The sequence below is a fragment of the Aquihabitans sp. McL0605 genome (assembly GCF_049993875.1).
Taxonomy (GTDB): Bacteria; Actinomycetota; Acidimicrobiia; order Acidimicrobiales; family Iamiaceae; genus Aquihabitans.
In genome coordinates this window covers 695,638-718,553 of record NZ_CP188252.1, presented here as the reverse complement: position 1 = coordinate 718,553, position 22,916 = coordinate 695,638, and the positions used below count along the sequence as shown (strand labels likewise).

17 protein-coding genes are annotated in these 22,916 nt (G+C 71.9%); 8 read left to right on the top strand and 9 right to left on the bottom strand.

Annotated elements, in window-relative coordinates; genetic code table 11:
* Positions 1-53: 53 nt before the first annotated feature.
* A complete protein-coding gene (gene aceE, locus ACPPVX_RS03210) occupies positions 54-2,774 on the bottom strand; it encodes a pyruvate dehydrogenase (acetyl-transferring), homodimeric type (RefSeq protein ID WP_426573445.1) in 2,721 nt (906 codons plus the stop codon).
* Positions 2,775-2,864: 90 nt separating this feature from the next.
* On the opposite strand from aceE, the gene ACPPVX_RS03205 reads away from it, so the two are divergent.
* The 4 genes from ACPPVX_RS03205 (at position 2,865) to ACPPVX_RS03190 (ending at position 8,251) form a co-directional block, all read left to right on the top strand.
* Positions 2,865-3,902 (top strand): ribonuclease H family protein, encoded by a 1,038-nt coding sequence (locus tag ACPPVX_RS03205; RefSeq protein ID WP_426573444.1) that lies wholly within the window; start codon positions 2,865-2,867, stop codon positions 3,900-3,902.
* A 156-nt stretch (positions 3,903-4,058) separates the two neighbouring features.
* The gene (locus ACPPVX_RS03200; protein ID WP_426573443.1) at positions 4,059-5,870 is read left to right on the top strand and encodes a hydantoinase/oxoprolinase family protein; all 1,812 of its coding nucleotides are present in this window, start codon (positions 4,059-4,061) and stop codon (positions 5,868-5,870) included.
* On the top strand, positions 5,870-7,444 hold the full coding sequence (locus ACPPVX_RS03195; RefSeq protein ID WP_426573442.1) for a hydantoinase B/oxoprolinase family protein: 1,575 nt from the start codon (positions 5,870-5,872) through the stop codon (positions 7,442-7,444). Before ACPPVX_RS03200 ends, ACPPVX_RS03195 begins: the two co-directional genes overlap by 1 nt.
* A 6-nt stretch (positions 7,445-7,450) precedes the next feature.
* On the top strand, positions 7,451-8,251 hold the full coding sequence (locus ACPPVX_RS03190; RefSeq protein WP_426573441.1) for a transglutaminase-like domain-containing protein: 801 nt from the start codon (positions 7,451-7,453) through the stop codon (positions 8,249-8,251).
* A 9-nt stretch (positions 8,252-8,260) separates the two neighbouring features.
* Here the strand turns inward: ACPPVX_RS03190 and ACPPVX_RS03185 are convergent, their stop codons facing one another.
* Positions 8,261-9,118 (bottom strand): L,D-transpeptidase, encoded by an 858-nt coding sequence (locus ACPPVX_RS03185; RefSeq protein ID WP_426573440.1) that lies wholly within the window; start codon positions 9,116-9,118, stop codon positions 8,261-8,263.
* 91 nt (positions 9,119-9,209) lie between these two features.
* On the opposite strand from ACPPVX_RS03185, the gene ACPPVX_RS03180 reads away from it, so the two are divergent.
* Entirely contained in the window at positions 9,210-9,992 is a 783-nt protein-coding gene (locus ACPPVX_RS03180) for an SDR family NAD(P)-dependent oxidoreductase (protein ID WP_426573439.1), read from the top strand.
* Positions 9,993-9,998: 6 nt separating this feature from the next.
* Here ACPPVX_RS03180 and ACPPVX_RS03175 read toward each other — a convergent pair whose 3' ends face one another.
* The 4 genes from ACPPVX_RS03175 to ACPPVX_RS03160 form a co-directional block, all read right to left on the bottom strand.
* Positions 9,999-10,676, bottom strand: a complete 678-nt coding sequence (locus tag ACPPVX_RS03175) for an HAD-IB family hydrolase (RefSeq protein WP_426573438.1) — start codon at positions 10,674-10,676, stop codon at positions 9,999-10,001.
* Between the two features lie 47 nt (positions 10,677-10,723).
* Positions 10,724-11,626, bottom strand: a complete 903-nt coding sequence (locus tag ACPPVX_RS03170) for a TIGR01777 family oxidoreductase (RefSeq protein WP_426573437.1) — start codon at positions 11,624-11,626, stop codon at positions 10,724-10,726.
* Between the two features lie 55 nt (positions 11,627-11,681).
* A complete protein-coding gene (locus ACPPVX_RS03165) occupies positions 11,682-12,203 on the bottom strand; it encodes a hypothetical protein (protein ID WP_426573436.1) in 522 nt (173 codons plus the stop codon).
* Between the two features lie 92 nt (positions 12,204-12,295).
* Positions 12,296-14,581 (bottom strand): DUF4012 domain-containing protein, encoded by a 2,286-nt coding sequence (locus ACPPVX_RS03160; protein ID WP_426573435.1) that lies wholly within the window; start codon positions 14,579-14,581, stop codon positions 12,296-12,298.
* A 184-nt stretch (positions 14,582-14,765) separates the two neighbouring features.
* On the opposite strand from ACPPVX_RS03160, the gene ACPPVX_RS03155 reads away from it, so the two are divergent.
* Positions 14,766-16,556, top strand: coding sequence for a polysaccharide biosynthesis protein (locus ACPPVX_RS03155; protein WP_426573434.1), 1,791 nt, complete (start codon positions 14,766-14,768; stop codon positions 16,554-16,556).
* A 21-nt stretch (positions 16,557-16,577) separates the two neighbouring features.
* On the opposite strand, the gene ACPPVX_RS03150 is transcribed toward ACPPVX_RS03155, so the two are convergent.
* The 3 genes from ACPPVX_RS03150 to ACPPVX_RS03140 are packed head-to-tail and all read right to left on the bottom strand — an operon-like array spanning position 16,578 to position 20,172.
* Positions 16,578-17,939 carry an FAD-binding protein gene (locus ACPPVX_RS03150; RefSeq protein ID WP_426573433.1) on the bottom strand — a complete coding sequence of 454 codons (1,362 nt, stop codon included), beginning with the start codon at positions 17,937-17,939 and terminating at the stop codon, positions 16,578-16,580.
* Positions 17,936-18,841, bottom strand: a complete 906-nt coding sequence (locus ACPPVX_RS03145; RefSeq protein WP_426573432.1) for a decaprenyl-phosphate phosphoribosyltransferase — start codon at positions 18,839-18,841, stop codon at positions 17,936-17,938. The genes ACPPVX_RS03150 and ACPPVX_RS03145 overlap by 4 nt, the downstream gene beginning before the upstream one ends.
* 44 nt (positions 18,842-18,885) lie before the next feature.
* A complete protein-coding gene (locus ACPPVX_RS03140) occupies positions 18,886-20,172 on the bottom strand; it encodes a nucleotide sugar dehydrogenase (protein ID WP_426573431.1) in 1,287 nt (428 codons plus the stop codon).
* A gap of 114 nt (positions 20,173-20,286) precedes the next feature.
* Between ACPPVX_RS03140 and ACPPVX_RS03135 the strand changes: the two genes are divergently transcribed.
* Both ACPPVX_RS03135 and ACPPVX_RS03130 read left to right on the top strand, forming a co-directional pair.
* Positions 20,287-21,714 carry a gamma-aminobutyraldehyde dehydrogenase gene (locus ACPPVX_RS03135; protein ID WP_426573430.1) on the top strand — a complete coding sequence of 476 codons (1,428 nt, stop codon included), beginning with the start codon at positions 20,287-20,289 and terminating at the stop codon, positions 21,712-21,714.
* Entirely contained in the window at positions 21,714-22,916 is a 1,203-nt protein-coding gene (locus tag ACPPVX_RS03130; RefSeq protein ID WP_426573429.1) for a saccharopine dehydrogenase C-terminal domain-containing protein, read from the top strand. Before ACPPVX_RS03135 ends, ACPPVX_RS03130 begins: the two co-directional genes overlap by 1 nt.

Below are 22,916 nucleotides of genomic sequence, written 5' to 3'. Positions count from 1 at the left end.
GAGCGGTCCCCGAGCCGCCTCACAACTGGCTGGCAACGGGGACGTTCGCCTGGTCAGGGGAGCCAGGGCGCGGGGTCTTCGGTCTCGATGCCGTAGCGGGCGATGGCCTTGGTGACCAGCGCCGGGTCGATCTGGCCGTCGGCCGCCAGGGCGCTCAGCGTGGCGATGACCACGTGGCCGGCGTCGACCTCGAAGAAGCGGCGCAGGGCCTCGCGGGTGTCGGACCGGCCGAAGCCGTCGGTGCCGAGCGAGGTGTAGGTGCGCTCGGCCGGCACCCAGCGGGCGATCTGGTCGGGGACGGCCCGCACGAAGTCGGTGACGGCGACGATCGGTCCGGTGGACGAGGCCAGGAGCTCGGTGACGCGGGGGACCCGCGGCTCGTCGGTGGGGTGCAGCCGGTTCCAGCGGTCGGTCTCCATGGCCTGCTCGCGGAGGCGCTTGTACGACGTGGCGCTCCACAGCTCGGCGGCGACCCCCCAGTGCTCGGCCAGCTCGTCGACCGCCTCGCGCGCGGCGCCCTGGGCCGGACCGGAGAACACGACCGTGGCCCGGACGCTGGCCGTCTTCGACTCCTGGGCCGGCTTCCAGCGGTACAGGCCCTCGATGATGCCGGCCTCGATGCCCTCGGCCATCGGCGGCATCACGTAGTTCTCGTTGTGGAGCGTGATGTAGAAGAAGACGTCCTCGGGATCGGGGCCGTACATGCGCTCGATGCCGTGGCGGATGATCTCGGCCGTCTCGTAGGCGAAGGCGGGGTCGTAGGCCTCGCAGGTGGGGACGGTGGAGGCCAGCACGAGGCTGTGGCCGTCCTGGTGCTGGAGGCCCTCGCCCAGCAGCGTGGTGCGCCCGGCGGTGGCTCCCAGGAGGAAGCCCCGGGCCCGGGCGTCGGCTGCGGCCCAGATCAGGTCGCCCACCCGCTGGAAGCCGAACATCGAATAGAAGATGAAGAACGGGACCATCGGGACGCCGCGGGTGGCGTAGGACGTGGCCGCCGCGGTCCACGACGCCATCGAGCCCGCCTCGGTGATGCCCTCCTCGAGCAGCTGGCCATCGATCGACTCGTGGTACGAGAGCAGGAGCGCGTGGTCGACCGGCTGGTACTTCTGGCCTTGGGCGGCGTAGATGCCGAACTCCTTGAACAGCGAGTCCATGCCGAACGTGCGGGCCTCGTCGGGGATGATCGGCACCACGCGGGGGCCGAACCCCTTGTCTCGGGCGAAGGCCCGCAGCAGGCGGGTGAAGGCGGTGGTGGTGGAGGCCGCCTTCTTGCCGGAGCCGCCCCGGAACTCGTCGAACACCTGGTCGTCGGGGAGGGTGATGGGCTTGGTGTCGCGCACCACCCGGCGGGGCAGGGACCCGCCGAGCTTGCGGCGCTGGGCCATGAGGTAGCTGTGGGCAGGCGACCCGTCGGGCGGGCGGAAGTACGGCGGCTCCTCGCCGTCGGCCAGGGCCGATTCGGGGATCTCCTCCTCGAGGTGGAGGCGGATGCGCAGGTCCCGGAGCTGCTTGTTGGAGAGCTTCTTGATCTGGTGGGTGGCGTTGCGGCCCTCGACGTCGGCACCGAGCGTCCAGCCCTTCACCGTCTTGGCCAGGATCACCGTGGGAGCGCCGCGCTGCTCGGTGGCGGCCTGGTAGGCGGCGTAGAGCTTGCGGTAGTCGTGACCGCCGCGGGGGAGCCAGCGCAGCTCGTCGTCGCTGAGGTGCTCGACCATCTTGCGCAGGCGGGGGTCGGGGCCGAAGAAGTGGTCGCGGATGTAGGAGCCGTCCTCGACCGTGAAGCGCTGGAACTCGCCGTCGACCGTGTCGTTCATCTTCTGCACGAGCAGGCCGTCGACGTCGTTGTGGATGAGCTCGTCCCACGCCGAGCCCCACACCACCTTGATCACGTTCCAGCCGGCACCGCGGAACACGCCCTCGAGCTCCTGGATGACCTTGCCGTTGCCGCGCACGGGCCCGTCGAGGCGCTGGAGGTTGCAGTTGATGACCCACGTGAGGTTGTCGAGCCCGTCGCGGCCGGCCAGGGAGATGGCGCCGAGCGTCTCGGGCTCGTCGCACTCGCCGTCCCCCAGGAAGCACCACACCCGGGTGCTGGACGTGTCGTCGAGGCGGCGGTGGTGGAGGTAGCGGTTGAACCGGGCGTGGTAGATCGAGTTGATGGGGCCGAGGCCCATCGACACCGTGGGGAACTCCCAGAAGTCGGGCATGAGGCGGGGGTGGGGGTAGCTCGACAGGCCGACCCCGCCGATCTCGCGGCGGAAGTTGTCGAGCTGCTCGGTGGTGAGCCGGCCCTCGAGGAACGCCCGGGCGTAGATGCCGGGGGCGGCGTGGCCCTGCACGTAGATCGAGTCGCCGCTGTTGCCGTCGTCCTTGCCGCGCCAGAAGTGGTTGAAGCCCACGTCGTAGAGCGAGGCCGACGAGGCGAACGTGGCGAGGTGGCCGCCGATGCCCTCGGCCGCCTTGTTGGCCTTGACCACCATCACGGCGGCGTTCCAGCGGATGAAGGCCCGGATGCGCTGCTCGAGGGCGAAGTCGCCGGGGAACCAGTAGCGGCTCTGCTCTTCGACGAGCGGGATCGTGTTCACGTAGGGGGTCCGGACCTGCTCGGGGACGTGCAGTCCGATGTCGCTGCTGTGGGCGAGGAGCCGCTGGATCAGGTACTCCGCCCGCCCCGTGCCGTGCTGCGACGTGACCGCGTCGAGCGATTCGAGCCATTCGCGGGTCTCCGCCGGGTCGGCGTCGTACAGCTGGTCCACGAATGCGTCATCGATGCCCATCCAGCCATGGTGCCGCGTCGCCCGCGCGTTCGCACGCACCCGGGCGAACCTTCCTCCAGCGTTCACGGACCGGTGGGCCACACTGGGTGGATGGGTGGCGACGAACGACTGCGGGTGTACACGGACGGGGCGTGCAGCGGGAACCCCGGCCCTGGTGGTTGGGCCTGGGCGTCGTCGCCCGAGCACTACGGCAGCGGCGGCGACGCGGCCACCACCAACAACAAGATGGAGCTCACCGCCGTGCTGCGCGCCATCGAGGCCAACCCGGGCCCGCTCACGGTCGTCATGGACTCCACGTACGTGAAGGACGGGCTGGAGAAGTGGTCGGTCAACTGGATCCGCAACGGGTGGATGACCAAGGGCAAGGAGCCCGTGAAGAACCGCGAGATCTGGGAGCCGCTGATCGCGGCCCGCGACGCGCGGAAGCACGAGATCGCCTTCGAGTGGGTCAAGGGCCACTCCGGCGACCGGATGAACGATCTCGTCGACGAGCTCGCCGTCGTGGAGCGCGACCGCTTCCGGGCGTCGGTCGGGGGCACCATCGCCGGCGACCCGGGCGGCGGAGGCAAGATCTCCGACCTCCCGCCGGCCGAGCAGCGCGCCGAGCGCCGCCGCCGCGACAGCCGCATCCCCGATGGCCACCTGCTGCTCGCCGTGGGCATGACGCCCGACGGGCTCGGCGGCTGGGAGGCCAACCCCACCGCCGACCGGGTGCGCGGCCACCTGCGCGAGATCTTCGAGGGGCAGGAGCACCTCCACCATGACCTGCGGATCCTCACCGGCCTGCGCCCCGGTGCCGAGCTGTTGGCGGCCGAGGCGGCCATCGCCGCCGATGTCCCCTACGTGGCGGTGCTCGCCTTCCCCGAACAGGACCGGAACCTCAGCCCGGCCTCGCGGGCCCGCTTCGCCGACCTGGTGGGCCGGGCCGAGCGGGTGGTGCAGCTCGAGCGCAAGAGCCCCAAGGACAAGGACGAGTTCGTGAAGGCGATGCGCCGACGGGACGTGTGGCTCACCACCGCCGCCGACGAGGCCGTGCTGGTGTGGGACGAGCAGGACGACCGGTTCGACCGTTTCCACGCCGACCTCGACGCCCGGCTCGGCGCCGACCTGCTGGTCCTGCACCCCTGACCAGCGCGACCGGACAGATCGGGTGGCGCCGCTAGCTTCGTGGGGGTGAGCCCCCGTCAACTTCGCATCTTCGCCATCGTGCTCTGCTCGGTCCTGGTGCTGGGCGTCCTGGCCGGGCTGATCGCGCCCCTCCTCGCCTAGGGCCGGCGGTCGGCGATGCGCATCGGGGTCGACACCGGAGGCACGTTCACGGACGTGGTGGCCGCCGACGGCACCATCGCCAAGGTGCCCTCGACGCCGCACGACCCGGGGGAGGCGGTGCGCTCGGGCGCCGCGGCGGTGCTGCCCCAAGGCGTCGACCGGCCGGTCTCGTTGGCCCACGGCACCACGGTCGCCACCAACGCCCTGCTCGAGCGGCGGGGCGGCCGGGTGGCGCTGGTGACCGGCGAGGGGTTCGCCGACGTGATCGAGATCGGCCGCCAGGACCGGCCGTCGCTCTACGACCCGTGGGCCGACCGGCCCGAGCCGCTGGTCGCCCGCGAGGACCGGTTGGAGGTGCCCGGGCGGCTGGCCGCCGATGGCACCGAGCTGGTGCCGCTCGACCCTGCCGACGTACCGGAGATCCCGGAGGGGGTCGACGCGGTGGCGGTCTGCTTGCTGCACAGCGATCTCAACGCCGGCCACGAGCGGGACGTGCGCGGCGAGCTGGTGCAGCGGGGGTTCGAGGTGTCGGCCTCGATGGACGTGTCGCCGGAGTTCCGCGAGTACGAGCGGACCGTCACCACGGTCGTCAACGCCTACCTCCTCCCGACGTGCCGGGCCTACCTCGAAGGTCTGGCCGGTGCCGCCGACTCGGTCGGGATCATGACCTCGGCCGGCGGGCTCACCGATGTGGAGGGTGCGGCCCGGTTCCCGGTGAGCCTCCTGCTGTCGGGGCCCGCGGGCGGGGTGCTGGCCGGATCCGCGGCCGCGCGGGCCAGCGGGTTCCCCGACGCCGTCACCTTCGACATGGGCGGCACGAGCACCGACGTCTGCCTGGTCCAGGGCGGGGTGCCGGAGCCGGCGGGGGAGCGGACCGTGGCGGGCCTCCCGATCCGCCGGCCGTCGCTCGACGTGCACACCATCGGGGCCGGGGGAGGGTCGATCGCTCGGATCGATGCCGGTGGTGCCCTGGCCGTCGGGCCGCGCAGCGCCGGGGCCGTGCCCGGTCCGGCCTGCTACGGCCATGGCGGCACCGAGCCCACCGTCACCGATGCCGACCTGGTGGCCGGCCGCCTCCCCGATGGGGTGGCGCTGCCGGGCATCGGCGTCCTCGATCGCAGCGCGGCCGTTGACGCGCTCCGCGCCGCGGGCGTCGCCGCCGATGACGTGATCACGGTCGTGGACGCGGCCATGGAGGAGGCCGTCCGGGCCGTGTCCGTCGCCCGAGGTGTCGATCCTGCGGGCCTGGCGCTCGTGGCGTTCGGCGGGGCCGGTCCGCTCCACGCCTGTGCGGTGGCCGACGCGCTCGGCATGGCGGCGGTCGTGGTGCCGGCCCGTGCTGGCGTGCTCTCCGCCCTCGGCTGCCTGGCCGCGCCGATGCAGTCAGACAGGGTCCGGAGCTGGGCGTCGGGCACCGATCTGCGCGGCCTCGGCGACGCGATCGCCTCCCTGCTCACCGAGGTCAGCGCGGTCGCACCCGGAGACCAGGGGACCGGAGGCGCCGAGCTCAGCTCGTCGGTCGATTGCCGCTACGAGGGGCAGTCCCACGAGATCCGGGTCGCTCGGCCCGAGGACTTCCCGGCCGCGCACGAGCGCCGCAACGGCTACGTCCGGCCGGGGACGCCCATCGAGGTGGTCGCCGTGCGGGTGACGTGCCGCGAGCCGTCGGTGGTGCAGCTCGAGGACCTGCCCCCGGTCGGGCGGGTGGCGGCGGTCGGGCCCGCGGTGATCGCCGAGGCCGACTGCACCATCTGGGTGCCTCCGGGCTGGCGAGCCGATCCCCACCCCGTCACCAGCGCGTTCATCATCACCCGGGTGGCCCGCTGATGGCGGCCCCGCTCACGCCCGCTGAGCTGGCCGTGCTGATCGCCCGGTTCACGGGCATCGCCCACGAGATGGGTGAGGTGCTGCGCCGGGGGGCGTTCAGCCCCAACATCAAGGAGCGCGCCGACTGCTCCGCCGCCCTGTTCACCGCCGATGGCACCCTGCTGGTCCAGGCCGAGCACATCCCGGTCCACCTCGGGTCGATGCCCGCGTCGGTGGCGGCTGCCATCGCCGCGATGGGCGACCAGGTGGGGCCCGACGACCAGGTGATCCTGAACGATCCGTTCGACGGCGGCACCCACCTCAACGACGTCACGCTCGTGGCCCCGGTCGATGAGGGCGGCCGCCGGATCGGGTGGGTGGCCAACCGTGCGCACCACGCCGACCTCGGCGGCACGGCGCCCGGCTCCATGCCGGCCGGGGCCACCCACATCGACGAGGAGGGCCTGCGCCTGCCGCCGACGATCCTCACCCCCGAGGTGGCGGCCGCGATGGCCGCGGCCAGCCGGACCCCCGACGAGCGCGCCGGCGACCTCGCCGCCCAGGTGGGCGCCAACCGGCTTGGGGCGCAGCGGTTCGCTGCGCTGGGCGCGGCCGGGCTCGACGACCTGGTGGCGTACGGCGAGCGCCGGATGCGCGCCGCCCTGGCCGGGCTGCCCGACGGCTCGTGGACGTTCACCGACGTGCTCGACAGCTTCGGCCCCGAGCCCGAGCAGCAGCAGCCGACCACCATCACCGTGCGGGTGACCATCGCCGGCGACGCGATCGCCTTCGACTTCACCGGCACCGATCCCCAGCGCCACGGCAACGTCAACGCGGTCGAGGCGGTCACGGTGAGCGCCGTGGCGTGGGCCCTGCGCTCGGTGCTCGACCCCACCATCCCGGCCAACGGTGGCGCCCTGCGCACCGTGGAGGTGGTGGCCCCGGCCGGCACGGTGGTGGCAGCTCGCTACCCGGCCGCGGTGGGGGCGGGCAACGTCGAGGTCAGCCAGCGCGTCGCCGACGTGTGCCTGGGCGCCCTGGCCCAGGTGGTTCCCCAGCGGGTGCCGGCGGCATCGCAGGGGACGATGAACAACCTGCTGCTCGGCGGCACCGGCTGGGTGTCCTACGAGACCATCGGCGGTGGTCAGGGCGGCCGGCCGCCCCGCCCGGCCGGCGGCTCGCCCGTGCCCGGGATGAGCGGCGTCCACACCGCCATGACCAACACCCGCAACACGCCGATCGAGGCGTTCGAGCGGGCGTTCCCGGTCCGCGTGCGGAAGTACCGGCTGCGACGGGGGAGCGGTGGGGAAGGGGCCGCCCCGGGCGGCGAGGGCATCGAACGAGACGTCGAGGTGCTCGAGGCGGTGACCCTGTCCCTGATCACCGAGCGGCGCGTCAGCCGGCCGTGGGGGCTCGCCGGCGGCGGTCCCGGAGCCCCGGGCGAGAACTGGCTGCTGCCGGCCGGCGACGAAGCGAGGGCCCGCCGCCTCCCCGACAAGTGCACCCTGGAGCTCGCCGCCGGAGACGTGATCCGCATGCTCACCCCAGGTGGGGGCGGTTGGGGTCAGGGGGCCGGTCGGGGCGACGTGGGATAGTGGCGGATGGATCGCTCGGTCTCGTGCCGCTTCGACGCCCGGCTCGACGGCACCTCCGACATCATCGTGTCGGTGGCCGTGGCGGCCGACACCCCGCTCGCGTCCGAATCGATGGCGGTGACCCTCGATGGAGCCCCCGTCGCCGTCCACGAGGTCCTCGACCAGCACGGCACGCGGCTGCACGTCGCCCCGGCGCTCGGTCCCGGCCGCCTCGACGTGGCCTACGCCGCCTCGATCTCCGGCACCGCGGCGGCCCCATCGGTCGATGAGATGGACCTGGTCCGCTACGTCCGGCCCAGCCGCTACTGCGAGTCCGATCGCCTGGCCCCGTTCGCCCGGGCCGAGTTCGGGTCGCAGCGCGGTCCGGACCTGCTCGATGCGGTCTCGAGCTGGGTCGGCATGCGCATCGCCTACATCGCGGGGTCGAGCCGTCCCACCGACGGCGCCGTGGCCACGCTCCTGGCCGGTCAGGGCGTGTGCCGGGACTTCGCCCACCTGGTGGTGGCGATCCTGCGCAGCTGCGACACCCCGGCCCGCCTGGCCGCGGTCTACGCCCCGGGCCTGCAGCCCATGGACTTCCACGCCGTGGCCGAGGCCTACGTCGATGGCCGTTGGGTGGTGGTCGATGCCACCTGCCTGGCGCCGCGCCCCGCGATGGTCCGCATCGCCACGGGCCGCGACGCCGCCGACACTGCGTTCCTCACGTCGACGGGCGACCGGGTCGACATGGGCTGGCTCGACGTGATGGCCATCACCGACGGCCCGCTGCCCGACGACGACCTGACCCGGCCCGTCCACCTCGGCTGAGGACGGCGCCTACCCGGTGATGAAGACCGGGACCCCGAGCGGGAGCGCCAGGTCGACCATCGCCTTGACGTCGTCGTTCTTCAGCCGGACGCAGCCGTGGGAGACGGCCTGGCCGATCAGGTCGGGGTGGTCGGTGCCGTGGATCCCGACCTGGCCGTCGCCGGTGCCGAACTCGCTGAGCGTGTCGGAGTGCAGGGCCAGGCCGAACGCGTAGGGCCCGTACGAGCCCCCCGGGTTGGTGTTGGCGATCAGCTCGGTGACGTAGGTGCCGTTCTGCGGCGTGGGGTTCTCGGCGGTGCCGATGGCGACGGTGGTGGTGAACACGCCCAAGTCGTCCTTCTCGACGCGCAGGGTGCGGCCCTTCAGGTCGACGAAGACGCGGAACGGCGTCTTGGTCACGGTGACCGACGAGATCGGCACCCAACCGGTCGACCCGTTCGGCCGGGTGGGCAGGGCCACGCGGTACCACCCGGGTGCCTCGGTGGTGGCTCCGGGGGAGGCGTCGCCGACGATGGCGAACGTGGTGGGGGCACCAGCGGTGGTCTTGGCCCCGATGGCGAGCTTCTCGGCCTGCTTGGACGGCGTGGCGTACACCTGCGGGTCGCCGGCCGGGGTGGCGATCCAGCCCAGCAGGTCCTCCGGGCCGAGCGTCCCGTCGTCGGGGGTGATCGCCTCGGTGGTGGAGGTGGTGGCCACCGACGTCGACGGGTGCGCCGGGATGCTCGGGGGCAGCGAGCCCAGGGAGGCCCGTTCCCCGGCGCACGAGCCGAGCAGGGTGACGCCGGCGACGATGGCCACGATGCACGCGACGGCGGCCGTCCAGGCGGGGAGCGGGCGTCGCTCGCGGGGTTCGATCGTCGTGGGCACCGGCGGCGAGGGTACTCGGTGGGCGGAGCCCGCTTCGGGCGGGAGGCACCGGTTTCACCACTTGACCGATCAGTCAATACAGTTCGCACCCATGGAGATCAACGGCATCAGCGCAATCGTCACGGGTGGGGCATCGGGTCTCGGCGAGGCCACCTCCCGCCACCTCGCCTCCCTCGGGGCCAAGGTCGTGGTCGCAGACCTCGACCGCCAGCAGGAGAAGGGCGACGCCCTCGCCAAGGAGATCGGCGGGGTGTTCGTGGCGTGCGACGTCACCAAGACCGACGAGATCATCGCTGCGGTCGAGGCCGCCAAGGAGCTCGGACCGCTGAAGGCGCTGGTCAACTGCGCCGGCATCGGCTGGGCCTCCCGCACCATCGGCCGCGACGGCGAGTACAGCTCGGCTCACGACCTGGGCTTCTTCCGCAAGGTCGTCGAGATCAACCTCATCGGCACCTTCGACTGCATCCGCATCGCCGCCACGGCCATGTCGCAGAACGAGCCCGACGAGTTCGGTGAGCGCGGCGCCATCGTCAACACCGCCTCGGTCGCGGCCGAGGACGGCCAGATCGGCCAGGCCTCGTACTCCGCCTCCAAGGGCGGCGTGGTCGGCATGACCCTCCCCATCGCCCGCGACCTGTCCGCATCGGGCATCCGGGTCAACACCATCCTCCCCGGCCTCATCGACACGCCCATCTACGGCGAGGGCGAGGGCGCCGATGCGTTCAAGGCCAAGCTCGAGGTCGGCGTGCTCTTCCCGAAGCGCCTCGGCCAGGCCAGCGAGTTCGCCTCGCTCACCGCCGAGCTGCTCAGCAACAGCTACATGAACGCCGAGTCGATCCGCATCGACGGCGGCATCCGCATGCAGCCCAAGTGAGCTGACTCAGCCCACCTGAGGGTTCGCCACACGACCGCCTGCGCCTTCGGGCCGGGCGGTCGTGTCGCGCTTGCGGCCGGCCACCCACACGGGCACGTCGGCCATGGCCAGCAGCTCGGTGTCGCCGCTGGAGTTCCCGTAGGCCCACAGCATCTCCGGCTGGTCGTCGCCGAGCCAGCGGCGCAGGCGCACCGCCTTCTCCGGCCCGCGCACGTTGGGCCCCTGGAGCTCACCCGTCAGCACCCCCGCGTCATCGGCCTCGAGCTCGACCGCGATCACGTGGTCGAAGCCAGCGTCGGCGGCGAAGGGCTCGAGGTAGGTGCGGAGCCCGGCGGACACGATGACCAGCTCGTGGCCGGCTTCTCGGTGCCAGCGCACCTGCTCCACCATCTCCGGACGCAGGCGGCGGGTGAGGGTGGCGGCGTACTTCTGGCCCTGCGAGGCCAGCCAGTCGGCGCGGCGGTCGGCGTAGAGCTCCCGGAGCAGGGCCGCCTTGCCCGCGTCACGAGGGTGGACGGCCCCGTGGGTGCGTCCGGTGCGCGCCCGCAGCGCGGTGGGGGCCACCCGGCCGAGCGCACGGATGAACGCGCCGGGCCCGCAGGACGTGGCCAGGAAGGGTACGAGCGTGTCCCGCCGGGTCAGGGTGCCGTCGAAGTCGAAGGCGGCGATGCGTCGGCCGGTCATGGTCTGGTCACCCTAGGAGGGCCGCCCCGGGTGGAGGTGCATCGGCGTCAGGAGCCCGACAGGACGGACGCGAGCGCCTCATCGAGCGACGGGTGCTCGAAGGTGAACCCGGCGCTGACGAGGGCCGTCGGCTCGACGCGGGCCGAGGAGAACAGCAGCGATTCGACGAGGGGCCCGATCCCGGCCGGGACGTGGCGCACGAAGCGGGGGATGGTCAAGAACGTGGGTCGGTGCACGGCGGCGCCGAGCGCCTTGGTGAACGCGGCGTTGGTCACCGGGTTCGGTGCCGTCAGGTTCACGGGGCCCGAGACCGAGTCGGTGTCGAGCGCGAACCGGATGGCCCGGACCTCGTCGTCCAGCGAGATCCACGACATCCACTGCGTCCCCCGGCCCGCCTTGCCGCCGAGGCCGAGCCGGTAGATCGGGAGCTGCTTGGCGAGGGCCCCGCCGTCGCGGTCGAGGACGATCCCGGTGCGCAGGTGCGCCACCCGGACCCCAGCGTCGGCCGCGGGCGCCGTCGCGCCCTCCCAGGCCGTGCAGATGCCGGCCAGGAAGTCGTCGCCGGGCCCCGACGCCTCGGTGAGCACCTCGTCGCCCCGATCGCCGTAGTACCCGATGGCCGAGCCGCTCACCAGGACGGCGGGCGGCCGGTCGAGCCCGGCGATCGCGGTGGCGAGGAGGCTGGTGCCCTGCTCGCGGCTGTCGCGGATGCGGGCGCGCTGCTTGGCGGTCCAGGGCCCGGCGGCGATCCCGGCCCCGGCGAGGTGCACGACGGCGTCGAGGCCCTCGAGCCCCTCGGCATCGATCGTTCCCTTGGCGGGATCCCACACCACGGTGCCGGCGCGGCCCGCGGTGCGCACCACGGGGACGACCCGGTGGCCGTCAGCGCGGAGCGAGCCGGCGAGCGCCGTCCCGATGAGCCCGGATGAGCCGGTGATGGCGATGTCCATGGCTCACGTGTACCCGCCCGACCCCAGGTGCAACCGGGGCGGGGCGGAGCCGAGATCAGGCCCGGGCGAGGTTCCGGCGGGACTTGGTGGCGATGAGGAAGATGCCGCCCAGCGTGAGCAGCCCGGCCCCGACGAGGCCCAGGCCGGTCAGGTCGGAGCCCGTGCGGACGATCGTGCCGCCGGAGCCGCTGCCAGTACCGCTCGGCGTGGTGGTGGTGGCGGAGACGACGTCGATGGTCTCGCTCCCCACCACGGTGTCTCCACAGGTGGAGGTGACGGTGTAGGTGCCGACGGGCGTTCCATCGGGGATGTTGAACTCCACCGTGAACTCACCGTTTGCATCGGCGACGACCGTCGTCTGGAAGATCACATCGCCCAAGGCGCGGGTGGCGGTGGTGTCACCCTCGGTCATCGTGATCGTCACGGTGGCCCCTGGCGCACAGCCTTGGCCGCTGACCGAGACCGCCCCGCCCGGCTCCACCTGGCCAGGATTGACCGTGTAGTCGTACTGGGCGGCAGCCGGCGCTGCGAACAACGCGACCAGCACTGCGGCACCGATGAGCATCCTGCGAAACATGTGGTCGATTCCCTCCCCAGCATCCCCGCACAGAAGCGGCAAGGACATGATCGGCAGGTTAGCGCACCGGTTGAGGGTGGTCGCGCTCCTTCTCAGGAGCCGGTCCTGCTGACGGCCGCGTGCAGGTGGGTCGGCTGGGTGACCGGCTCGTCGTGGAGCAGCGAGATCTCGTGCCCCTTCGAGCCCTCCAGCGTGCCGTGCTGCACCCCGAGCGTCACCGAGAACCGGTCCGGGTTGGCGATGGGTTGGGGCAGGAGCGTGAGCCGGTAGCCGTCGGTGAGGTCGACCCCGCCCACCAGCTCGACCTCGATCACCACGGTGCCTCCCGGCGGGATCCTCACGAGCGGGGTGTCCCACGCCCGCAGGCCCGCCTCGCTGCTGGGGCCGAGCTTGGTGGCCTTGCCGTCGATCGTGGCCGAGGTGACGCTGTTCGGGGTGTAGATCGTCACCCAGCTGAGGTTGGTGCCGGGTGGAACGCCCCGCGTGTTGCCCACGACGGCGGGGGGCAGGTCGACCGAAGGCACGTCGTTGTGCAGCTCGATGCGGAGCTTCGCCGTGAGCTTTCCCGTGGCGGCATCGACCGTGGGGAGGTAGGTGATCGTGCGGTGGAGGTACGCGTCGACCTTGTTGTTGCCCGTGTTCTGCTGGACCACCGAGAGACCGTCCGCGCCGGTGGGCACGGCCAGGCTGCCGTCGGCACCGAGCCGCTCGAACACCGCCTGCTCGGCCCGGTCGGGCGACCACAGCCGGAGGTGGCCGGAGCGGGCGGCCGGGCTCAGGGTCTCGGAGAGCGCGCGCGGTGCCGGCAGGCGCGACGCGGTCAGCTTCTCGAAGGTGAGCCGGGTGGCCTCGGTCAAGATGTCGCCCCGCTCGGATTCGTCGGGGAGCTGCACGTACTGCGACCTGGTGAGCACCTCGACGGCGTTGTCGGCGGTCAGCGGCTCGACGAGGCCCGGGACGTTGATGGGGCCGGTGAGCTTCAGCAGGGCGGCGAGGCCGGTCGGGTCGACGGCGATCACACCATCGACCTCGGACCCGCCGGCCTGCGGATAGAGGTCCTTCAGGACCTGGGCGTCGCTCGGGAAGTCCGGGGAGAACGTGACGTCCTGGACGAACTCCTCGGGATGGAACCGTCCGTAGCGCCGCACGTAGTCGGCGGGGCCGCGGAGGGTGCGGTTCCCCTTGTTCGGGCCGTCGATGAGGTCCACGATGCGGCCGCTCCGAGGCATCGTGACCTTGCCCTGGTCCATCAGCAGCTCGGCGTAGTTGCCGACGAACCCGCCCGAGCCGCGCAGCTCGGCGGGCTGCTGGAAGACGACCAGGTAGCGGCGCGGGCCATCGGCCCCGAACAGGTCGGGCGTCACCGCGAGGAGGGACGACGCGAGGTCGGCGTCGCGGCGGGCCCCCGTGATGTCGGTGTTGAACTTGGTGATCTGATCCCGGAGGGGCGGGAGCAGGGCATCCGAGTCGACGTCGGAGAGCGACCGCTGGGCGTGGGCCAAGGTGGCGTCCATCCGCGCCGCGGGTGCGGCCAGGGCCTGCACCTGTGGGAGGTCGAGGTGACCGTCGTACTGCAGCTTGTCGTAGTCGGCCGTGGCCAGCAGGTCGTCGGCCGATGCGCTGATGCGCTCGCCCTGGTCGATCGTGGTGCGCACGGCGACCAGGTGCTGCGACAGGCCTGGGACGAGACGGGCTCCCGTGGTCAGGGGGCCGTTCACCCGGCTCGACGCCTGGTGGAAGTCGTGCGCCGCCCCGGTCAGGTGCGCCTGAGCCGACGGGGCGTCGCCATCTCGCGCCTGATCCAGCGCCGCTCGGGCGGCGCTGCCCCCGGATCGCACCTGGGTCGAGGCCAGGGCGACCGCGAGCCCGCTCCCGACCGTGACGAGCACGATCGCGGCGGCGGTGACCGCCAAGCCCCAGCCGGCGACCTGCCGCTTCCTCGACCGCATGTGGGGGAAGCCCGAGGCGACCAGCAGCACCGCAGCCGCCCCGACGGCGAGCGGAGCGAACGAGGTGGTGCCCGGTGGGTAGCGGAGCGCGGCGTTGAGGAGGACGCCGATGGCGATGGCGCCCAGCGCGCGCGAGCGGCGCGCCTGCCGGCTGGCCGCGACGACGAGGCCCAGGCCGACCAGGGCGAGGGCCAGCGACGCCCCTCGGGCGGGCACGACGATGAGCGCGGCGGCCGCCAGCCAGGCCCAGCGCCGACCGTGCGAGCCGACGTAGGTGACGAACGCCACGACCACGGCCCGCTCGACCGCATCGACGAGGGGCAGGCCCGTCATCGTGGCCGGGGCGAACCAGGCGGCGACGGCGGCGAGGAGGGCGTAGGGCGCCGGTCCGCTGAGGCGGACGCTAGGGGTGGGTCCCGGTTGGGTCATGGCTCCGAGTGCACCTCTGGCCAGGCCGCGGGGTGCATGATGGACGAGTGCGAGTCGATGACAGTAGTGTCGTTGTTGTCGACCCATGACAATCGGCGCCTCGGGGGGAGGGTTCTTGACGGTCATGAACAACGGCGTGCGGGAACTGCTCCTGCAGCCTGCGAGCAGTAACACGAGAAGGCGCTTGCAGGTCATTGCCGACCTTGCTGCCGTCGCGGTGGCGATGATCATCGCCACCGCCCTCCGCTACGAGTTCGACATCCCGCAGCGCGAGTTCGCCACGGTGCTCCTGTTCGCCGGCTTCTCCGCGCTCGTCTTCGGGGTGTTGGGGGGCTCGCGCGGCCTCTACTCGGGCCGGTGGGCGTTCGGCTCGTTCGAGGAGGTGTCGGCGCTGGTGTCGACGATCGTCCTCGCCACCTCCATCCTCGTGCTCGCCGCGCTGGTGCTGCCGAGGGGCCCGCACGGTCGCTCCATCCCGCTTTCGGTGCCCCTGATCGCCAGCACCATCATGCTGGCGTTCAGCGCCGGCGTCCGGTACGTGTGGCGCCTCTTCTACGACCGGCGGCTGCGCCCGCGGAGCGAGGGCCTCGAGCGCGTGGTGGTCATCGGCGCGGGCGAAGGTGGTCAGCAGATCATCAACGCCATGGTGCGCAACCCTTCCGGGCGATACCTGCCCGTGGCCCTGATCGACGACGATCCCACCAAGCGCAACCTCCGCATCCGCAACGTGCCCGTGACCGGCACCCGGTCCGACCTCGGCAGCACGGCGGCCCGCCACGATGCCCACCTGGCCCTGCTGGCCATCCCGACCGCCGATTCGGCGCTGATCCGGGTCTACGCCGACCTGGCCCGGGAGCACGGCCTGCGGCTCCTGGTGCTGCCGTCCGCCAGCGAGCTCTACGGGGCCGAGCTCGGCACCTCCGACATCCGGCCCGTCACCCACGCCGACCTCTTGGGCCGCCACGAGGTCGACACCGACATCGAGGCCATCGCCAGCTACGTCACGGGCAAGCGCGTGCTCGTCACCGGCGCCGGCGGCTCCATCGGGTCGGAGCTCTCCCGCCAGCTGTACCGGTTCGCGCCGGCCAGCCTGGTCCTGCTCGACCGCGACGAGTCGGCGCTGCACTCGGTGCAGCTGTCGATCGAGGGCCGGGCGCTGCTGGACAGCCGCAACCTGGTCGTCTGCGACATCCGCGATGCCGACCGGGTCACCCAGATCTTCGAGGAGCACCGACCCGAGGTGGTGTTCCACGCCGCCGCCCTCAAGCACCTGCCGCTGCTGGAGATGCACCCGGCCGAGGCGCTCAAGACCAACGTGTGGGGCACCCAGGTGCTGGTCGATGCCGCGCTGGCCACCGGGGTCGAGCGGTTCGTGAACATCTCCACCGACAAGGCCGCCGATCCGTGCAGCGTGCTGGGCTACTCGAAGCGCCTGGCCGAGCGGCTCACCGCCGCCGCGGCCAGCCGAGGCGACGGCGTGTACCTGAGCGTCCGGTTCGGCAACGTGCTCGGCAGCCGGGGCTCGGTCCTGACCGCCTTCGCCAAGCAGATCGAGGACGGAGGCCCCGTCACCGTCACCGACCCCGAGGTCACCCGGTACTTCATGACCGTCGAAGAGGCCGTCCAGCTGGTCATCCAGGCGGGCGCGGTCGGCCGCGACGCCGAGGCGCTCGTCCTCGACATGGGCGATCCGGTGAAGATCGACGATGTGGCCAAGCGGCTCATCGCCGAGTCCGACCGCCCCATCGAGATCGTCTACACGGGGCTCCGGCCGGGCGAGAAGCTCCACGAGGTCCTCTTCGGTGCCGAGGAGCTCGGATCGTCGCCGATCCACCACCGCATCTCGCACGTGGCGGTCCCTCCGCTGTCGACCAAGCAGCTGCCGGTGCCCCGGGCGCGGGCCTCTGATGCCGAGACGCTCGCCATGCTGCGCGACGCCGTCGACTTCGTCGACATCCGGTCGGCCGCGAGCTGATCCCGCCGGCCGGCCCCGCCTTCAGGTGAGGTGCAGGCGCCGGGCGAGGTCGCTGCGGAGCCGCTGCTGCGGATCGGCGCGGTGGCGCACGGCCCGCCACTCGTCGAGCCGGGGGTACATCGCGGGGAGGAGCTCGGGGCGGAGGCGGCTGTCCTTCGCCAGGTAGATGCGGCCGCCGGCCGCCGCCACCTGCTCGTCGAGGCGGTCGAGCAGGGGGCCGAGGTGGCTCCCACCCACGGCGGGCACGTCGAAGGCGAGGGTCCAGCCCTCGATCGGGAACGACAGCGGTCCGGGGTTGGCCGGACCCATCCGCTTCAGCACGGCCAGGAACGACGGGCAACCCGACCGGGTCAGCTCACCGATGATCGAGCGCAGTTCCTCGGTGGCATCGATCGGGATCACGAACTGCCACTGGAGCAGGCCGTCGGCCCCGTACAGCCGGTTCCAGCTGTCGACCGCGTCGAGGGGGTGGAAGAACTGGCTGATGCTCTGGAGCTCGTCGCGGCGGCGAACGGGGGCCTTGCGGTACCAGACCTCGTTGAAGGCCCGGACCGTGACCGGGTTGATCAGGTGGGGAGGGACCAGCGAGGGTGCCGTCGCCCGCGTCGACGACCGGAACGCGAGCGGGTCGCGCTGCTGCTTGGCCGACAGCTGGTCGAGTGCTGCGAACCGGCCCCGGCCGAGGATGGAGCGCCCCATGGCGCCGCCCTTGGCCATGAGATCGATCCACGCGACGGAGTAGTGGTAGTCGTCGTCGCCGCTGATCATGAGGTCGAGGGTGGTGTCGAGGTCTGGGGTGCGGTCGGTGTCGACCGTCAGGAGGCTGGTCTCGATGCGGCTCAGCCGGAACGTGGCGTCGAGGATGATGCCGGTGAGCCCCATGCCGCCGGCGGTGGCCCAGAACAGGTCAGCGTGGGACTCGGGCGTGATCCGGAGCCGTCCGTCGGCCGGTGTGACGATGGTGATGGCCTCGACGGCGTCGCACCACGACCCGGAGGTGTGGTGGTTCTTGCCGTGGATGTCGGAGGCGATGGCCCCGCCGATCGTGACCTGGCGCGTGCCGGGCGTGACCGGCACGAACCACCCCAGGGGGACGAGCCACCGCATCAGCGCATCGAGGCTGGTGCCGGCGTCGGCGGTCACCACGCCGTGGGCCAGGTCGAGGTCTCGGATGCCGGCCACGTGGGTGGTGTCGACGACCAGGCCGCCCGCGTTCTGGGCGGGGTCGCCGTAGGAGCGGCCGAGCCCTCGGGCGATGAGGCCGCGCGGTGCGTCGAGCTCGAGGCTGGCCGCCAGCTCGTCGACGTCGACGGGAACCTCGACCTGGGAGGTGGTGTGGGCGGTGTTGGCCCAGCCTGCGAGCGAGCGCCGTTCGCGCTTCATGTCGTGTAGACGCCCAGGGCGAAGACCAGGAGCCAGACGGCACCCATGGCGAGCAGGGGACGGTCGCCGAGCACCACGTCCTCGGGTGCGCCCCCCTGGCCCGTGTCGAGCAGGAGCGAGTAGCGCAGCACCGCCAGGGCGAACGGCACGATGGACAGCTCGAACCACGGCACGCTGGCGTCGGACACCCCGGCCTTCTCGAACGCCCACAGGCAGTAGCCGACGAGCATCACGCTGGTGCAGACGGTCTGCAGCTGGGCGAGGTACTGCTTGGGGTAGACGCCGAGCGTGGGGCGGAACTCGGCGGCCTCGTCGCCCATCTCGTCGGCTTCGGCCCGCCGCTTCCCGACCACCATGAAGAGCGATCCGAACGAGGCGACGATGAAGAACCAGTCGGAGATGGGGACGTCGACGGCGGCGGCTCCCGCGATGGCCCGCAGCACGAACCCCGCCGCGACCCCGACGATGTCGAGCACCGCCACGTGCTTCATCCAGAGGCTGTAGGTGGTGGTGATGGCGACGTAGGCGCTGATCACCACGGCGAGGTGCCAGTTGACCAGGAGCGCAGCCAGCACCGAGGCGATGATGGCGGCGACGCCGATGGCCCGGGCCGTCCCCAGCGGGATCTCGCCGGCGGCGATCGGGCGGAACCGCTTGGTGGGGTGGAGCCGGTCGGCGTCGATGTCGGCGGCATCGTTGAGGTAGTAGGTGCCGGAGGCGGCCAGGCAGAAGCACGCGAACGCGGCGAGCGTCTGGGCCAGCGCCTTCGGCTCATCGATCACCCCGGCCGCGGCGGGTGCCGCGAAGACCAGCAGGTTCTTGACCCATTGCTTGGGTCGGGCCTCGACGAGGAGCGCCCGCCCGAACGGGCGCGCCTCCGAGGTCATCTGCTGGTCGGGCATCGGGCGATCTTAGGAGAGGACCTGGCCCGGAAAGGGCCAGGTCGTCACAGGTGCTCGACCGTGGGGCCGGTCATGCACCGCCGGGTGTCGAGCACGTACGAAGCGTTCGCAGCCACCATCTCGAGGTCGAACGCATCGTGGTCGACGAGCACGACCACGGCGTCGGCCCGGGCGATCTCCGCCTCGGTGAGCTCGACGTGCTCGGCGGTGCCGGCCGCGTGGCTGCGGGCCGGATCGACGTGGGGATCGCAGACCGCGAGGTCGGCCTGGAGCTCCGACAGGAGCTCGACCACTCGGGTGCTGGGCGACTCGCGATCGTCGCCGGTGTTCCGCTTGTACGCCAGACCCAGGACGAGGACGCGCCGGCCCTTGACCGACAGCTCCCGGTCGTTCAGGGCCGCGACCAGGCGCCGGATGACGTAGTCGGGCATGTGCTCGTTGACGTCGTTGGCCAGCTCGACGAACCGGAAGGTCTGGCCGAGCGACTGCTTCACGCGCCACGACAGGTACGACGGGTCGATGGGGAGGCAGTGGCCGCCGACGCCCGGACCGGGGCGGAACGGCATGAACCCGAACGGCTTGGTCTCGGCGGCGTCGATGGCCTCCCAGACATCGATCCCCAGATCCCGGGCGAACATGGCGAGCTCGTTGACCAGGGCGATGTTGACGTGCCGGAAGGTGTTCTCCAGGAGCTTGGTGAGCTCGGCCTCCTTGGGCGACCGCACGGGCACGGTGCGCACGACGATGTCGTCGTAGAAGCCCTGCACCCGGGCCAGGCTGGCGGCGTCGATGCCCGACACGACCTTGGGCGTGGTCTCCAGCGTGAACGTGGCGTTGCCGGGGTCGATCCGCTCGGGCGAGTAGCCGGCCTGGAAGTCGACGCCGGCGGTGAGCCCGCTGGCCTGCTCGAGGATGGGGAGCATCAGCTCCTCGGTGGTGCCCGGGTACGTGGTCGACTCCAGGATCACGCAGGCGCCGGCGGTCAGGTAGGCGCCCAGCTCCGCGGCCGATGCCTCGATGTAGCCCAGGTCGGGCGAGCCGTTGCGCAGCGGGGTGGGCACGGAGATCACGGCGATGTCGAAGCCCGCCAGGTCGGAGGCGTCGGCGCTCGGGTGGAAGCGCCCCGAGGCGAGCACGCCTTGGAGCCGGGCATCGGGGATGTCCTCGATGAAGGAGACCCCGGTCGCCAACATGTCGATCCGCGCCTTGTCGAGGTCGTACCCGACCACGTCGTAGCCCTGCTCAGCGGCACGGACGGCGAGGGGCAGGCCGACGTAGCCCTGCCCGACGACCACCACGCGCGTGGTCGTGGTCGTTGCGGATTCACTCATGGTCATCAGGCTCCCCTGGCCGCTGATCGGGGGCAAACGGTAACACCGTGGACCCGGCTGCTTCGGGAGCGGGGCAGGGGTACAGTCCGGCTCCTCGGCCCCATGGAGGTAGACGTGTCCCCTCGAGCACTGCGCAACCTGGTCGGAGGCGCGGCGTCCGACGCTGCCGACGGCGCCACGATCGATCTCGTCGATCCCTCCACGGGCGAGGTGTTCGCCACCTCCCCGCGCTCCGGTGCCGCCGATGTCGACGCCGCGTGCACCACCGCCGCGGCCGCGTTCGAGTCGTGGAGGGACACCACCCCCGGAGAGCGGCAGCTGGCGCTGCTCAAGTTCGCCGACCTGGTCGAGGCCCACGCCGACGAGCTGGTGGCACTCGAGTCCGAGAACACCGGCAAGCCCCTGGGGCTCACCTCATCCGAGGAGATCCCTCCGATGGTCGACCAGATCCGCTTCTTCGCGGGGGCGGCCCGCGTGCTCAACGGCGCGTCGGCTGGTGAGTACATGGCCGGCCACACCTCGTGGATCCGTCGGGAGCCCATCGGCGTGTGCGCGCAGGTCACCCCGTGGAACTACCCGATGATGATGGCGATCTGGAAGATCGCCCCGGCCCTGGCCGCCGGCAACACGGTCGTGCTGAAGCCGTCCGACACCACCCCGGTCTCCACCCTCAAGCTCGCCGAGCTGGCGGCCGAGGTGCTTCCCGAGGGCGTCCTCAACGTGATCTGCGGCGACCGCACCACGGGTGCCGCGCTCATCTCGCACAAGATCCCGCAGATGGTGTCGATCACCGGCTCGGTGCGCGCCGGCATGGAGGTGATGCGCAGCGCCGCCGACGATCTCAAGAACGTGCACCTCGAGCTGGGCGGCAAGGCCCCGGTGCTGGTGTTCGACGATGCCGACGTGGAGGCCGCGGCCGAGGCCATCGCCATCGCCGGGTACTTCAACGCCGGCCAGGACTGCACCGCCGCCACCCGCGTCATCGCGTCGGCCGGCATCCACGACGAGCTGGCCGCTGCCCTGGCCGCCCAGGCCGCCGCCCAGACGACGGGGCCGCCGTCGAACCCCGAGGCCGACTACGGACCGCTCAACAACGCCAACCAGCTCGAGCGGGTGAGCGGGATCGTGGGCCGGGCCCCGGGCCACGCCGAGCTGCTGGCCGGCGGCTCCCAGGTGGGCGACAAGGGCTACTTCTACGCCCCCACGGTGGTCAGCGGCCTCCAGCAGGACGACGAGCTGATCCAGAGCGAGATCTTCGGCCCGGTGATCACCGTCCAGCGCTTCACCGACGAGGACGAGGCCCTGCGCTTCGCCAACGGCGTCGAGTACGGCCTGGCCTCGAGCGTGTTCACCACCGACCACGCCCGGGCGCTGCGGGTGTCGCGCCGGCTCGACTTCGGCTGCGTGTGGATCAACACCCACATCCCGCTGGTGGCCGAGATGCCCCACGGCGGCTTCAAGCACTCCGGCACCGGCAAGGACCTGTCCATGTACGGCTTCGAGGACTACACCCGCATCAAGCACGTCATGTCGGCGTTCTGATGAAGATCCTGCTGGTGGGGGCAGGGGGTGTGGGGTCGGCGTTCGCCAAGATCGCGGCTCGCCGCGACTTCGTCGAGGCCCTGGTGGTCGCCGACATCGACGCTGGCCGCGCCGCCGAAGCGGCCTCCGCGTTCGGCCCTCGGGCCAAGGGCATCGCGCTCGACGCGTCCGACGCCACCGCCGTCGAGGCGGTGCTGCGGGGCGAAGCCTGCACGGTGCTCATGAACGCCGCCGACCCCCGCTTCGTGATGCCCCTGTTCGACGCCGCCCTCGCGGCGGGCGCCGACTACATGGACATGGCGATGTCGCTGTCGCAGCCGCACCCCGACCACCCCTACTCGGAGACGGGCGTGAAGCTCGGCGACGAGCAGTTCGCCCAGGCCGCCGACTGGGAGGCGGCCGGCCGCCTCGCCCTGGTGGGCATGGGCGTCGAGCCCGGCCTCTCCGATGTGTTCGCCCGCTACGCCGCCGACGTGCTGTTCGACGACATCGACGAGGTGGGTGTGCGCGACGGCGCCAACCTGGTGGTCGCCGGCTACGACTTCGCCCCCACGTTCAGCATCTGGACCACCATTGAGGAGTGCCTCAACCCGCCGGTGATCTGGGAGGCCGACCGCGGCTGGTACACCACCGAGCCCTTCAGCGGCGCCGAGGTGTTCGACTTCCCCGAGGGCATCGGACCGGTCGAGTGCGTCAACGTCGAGCACGAGGAGGTGCTCCTCATCCCGCGCTGGGTCACGTGCAAGCGCTCCACGTTCAAGTACGGCCTGGGCGATGAGTTCATCGAGGTGCTCCGCACGCTCCACAAGCTCGGGCTCGACTCCACGTCGCCGGTGGCGGTGAAGGGCGGCTCCGTGTCGCCCCGAGATGTGGTGGCGGCCTGCCTCCCGAACCCCGCCACGCTCGGCGACAAGATGACCGGCAAGACCTGTGCCGGCACCTGGGTCACCGGCACCGGCAAGGACGGCCACGCGCTGTCGACGTACCTGTACCACGTGGTCGACAACGAGTGGACCATGGAGGAGTACGGCTCGCAGGCCGTCGTCTGGCAGACCGCGGTGAACCCGGTGGTGGCCTTGGAGCTGGTGGCCAACGGCACGTGGAGCGGCGCCGGCGTGCTGGGCCCCGAGGCGTTCGACAGCGTCCCGTTCCTCGATCTCCTCACCGAGTACGGCAGCCCTTGGGGCCGCAAGGACCTCTGA

Bases quoted from the DNA above. Each gene is read 5' to 3' on its own strand.
- aceE (WP_426573445.1), bottom strand. From the start codon at position 2,774: ATGGGCATCGATGACGCATTCGTGGACCAGCTGTACGACGCCGACCCG.
- ACPPVX_RS03205 (WP_426573444.1), top strand. From the start codon at position 2,865: ATGGGTGGCGACGAACGACTGCGGGTGTACACGGACGGGGCGTGCAGC.
- ACPPVX_RS03200 (WP_426573443.1), top strand. From the start codon at position 4,059: ATGCGCATCGGGGTCGACACCGGAGGCACGTTCACGGACGTGGTGGCC.
- ACPPVX_RS03195 (WP_426573442.1), top strand. From the start codon at position 5,870: ATGGCGGCCCCGCTCACGCCCGCTGAGCTGGCCGTGCTGATCGCCCGG.
- ACPPVX_RS03190 (WP_426573441.1), top strand. From the start codon at position 7,451: ATGGATCGCTCGGTCTCGTGCCGCTTCGACGCCCGGCTCGACGGCACC.
- ACPPVX_RS03180 (WP_426573439.1), top strand. From the start codon at position 9,210: ATGGAGATCAACGGCATCAGCGCAATCGTCACGGGTGGGGCATCGGGT.
- ACPPVX_RS03175 (WP_426573438.1), bottom strand. From the start codon at position 10,676: ATGACCGGCCGACGCATCGCCGCCTTCGACTTCGACGGCACCCTGACC.
- ACPPVX_RS03170 (WP_426573437.1), bottom strand. From the start codon at position 11,626: ATGGACATCGCCATCACCGGCTCATCCGGGCTCATCGGGACGGCGCTC.
- ACPPVX_RS03165 (WP_426573436.1), bottom strand. From the start codon at position 12,203: ATGTTTCGCAGGATGCTCATCGGTGCCGCAGTGCTGGTCGCGTTGTTC.
- ACPPVX_RS03160 (WP_426573435.1), bottom strand. From the start codon at position 14,581: ATGACCCAACCGGGACCCACCCCTAGCGTCCGCCTCAGCGGACCGGCG.
- ACPPVX_RS03150 (WP_426573433.1), bottom strand. From the start codon at position 17,939: ATGAAGCGCGAACGGCGCTCGCTCGCAGGCTGGGCCAACACCGCCCAC.
- ACPPVX_RS03145 (WP_426573432.1), bottom strand. From the start codon at position 18,841: ATGCCCGACCAGCAGATGACCTCGGAGGCGCGCCCGTTCGGGCGGGCG.
- ACPPVX_RS03140 (WP_426573431.1), bottom strand. From the start codon at position 20,172: ATGAGTGAATCCGCAACGACCACGACCACGCGCGTGGTGGTCGTCGGG.
- ACPPVX_RS03130 (WP_426573429.1), top strand. From the start codon at position 21,714: ATGAAGATCCTGCTGGTGGGGGCAGGGGGTGTGGGGTCGGCGTTCGCC.